The following is a 989-nucleotide window of genomic DNA, read 5'->3' as shown; positions in this document are numbered from 1 at the left end:
TCAGGCGCCATCTCCCGGGGCTGCAGGCTCGCGGTGCGATGCGGTGGGTCCGGCACCGCCCTCACCGGAGGTGGCCAGCATGGCGGCCCACAGGTCCGTGAAGCCGGGCAGCGTCTTGGAGGTGCACTCGACGTCGTCCAGGCTCACCCCGTCCACACTCAAGCCGATGATGGCGGCGAAGGTCGCCATCCGGTGGTCCGCGTAGGAGCGCAGCGCGGCACCGTGCAGCGGGGCGGGGCGAATGACGAGCCCGTCGTCGCTCTCCTCGGCGTCCCCGCCCAGGAGGCGGATCTGGGTGGCCAGGGCCGCCAGACGGTCGGTCTCGTGCCCGCGCAGGTGCGCGATGCCGGTGAGGGTGCTGGTGTGGCCCTGCGCCCCGGCAAGCGCTGCCAGGGCCGCTACCGTGGGGGCCAGCTCGCCGACGTCGGACAGGTCCGTGTGGATCCCGGTCAGCCGCCCGGTGCCGTGGGCCGTGAGCAGTCCGTCGGTGAGTGTCACCTCTCCGCCCAGGCGGGGGAGGAGCTCGCGCCAGGCGTCACCGGCCTGGGTCGTGGCCGCCGGCCAGTGGGGGACGCTGACCCGGCCACCGGCCACGAGGGCGGCCGCCAGGAAGGGACCTGCGTTGGATAGGTCCGGCTCGATGGCCACCTCCCCGCCGCGCGGGCGACCGGGGTGGACCCGCCAGGTGCGCTCGCCGTCACCGGCCCCGAGGGCGGGCTCGTCCACGGCGATGCCCCGCTCGCGCAGCGTCGCCACTGTCATGCCCACGTGCGTCAGTGAGGGCACCGGCCCGGTGGGGGTGAGCTCCAGGCCGCCGGGAAGGATGGCGCCCAGGAGCAGGAGGGCGGAGACGAACTGGGAGGAGGCCGAGCCATCGACCGCCATCCGAGTGCCCTCGGCTCGCAGGAGGGCGCCGTCGCCGGGGCCGACTCGGAAGGGCAGGAAGCCGGGCTCACCGAGGTGGGTGACGTCCGCGCCCAGGGCGGCCA

At 75.1% G+C, this 989-nt stretch carries 1 protein-coding gene; it reads right to left on the bottom strand.

The annotated features are described in order from the left end of the window. A partial coding sequence (locus tag HMPREF0975_RS14570) for a 3-phosphoshikimate 1-carboxyvinyltransferase (RefSeq protein WP_009232463.1) occupies window positions 1-989 on the bottom strand: 989 nt, incomplete at its 5' end.

The organism is Actinomyces sp. oral taxon 849 str. F0330 (genome assembly GCF_000239715.1).
In the GTDB taxonomy this organism is placed as follows: Bacteria; Actinomycetota; Actinomycetes; order Actinomycetales; family Actinomycetaceae; genus Actinomyces; species Actinomyces johnsonii.
This window is presented reverse-complemented; position numbering and strand designations above follow the sequence as displayed.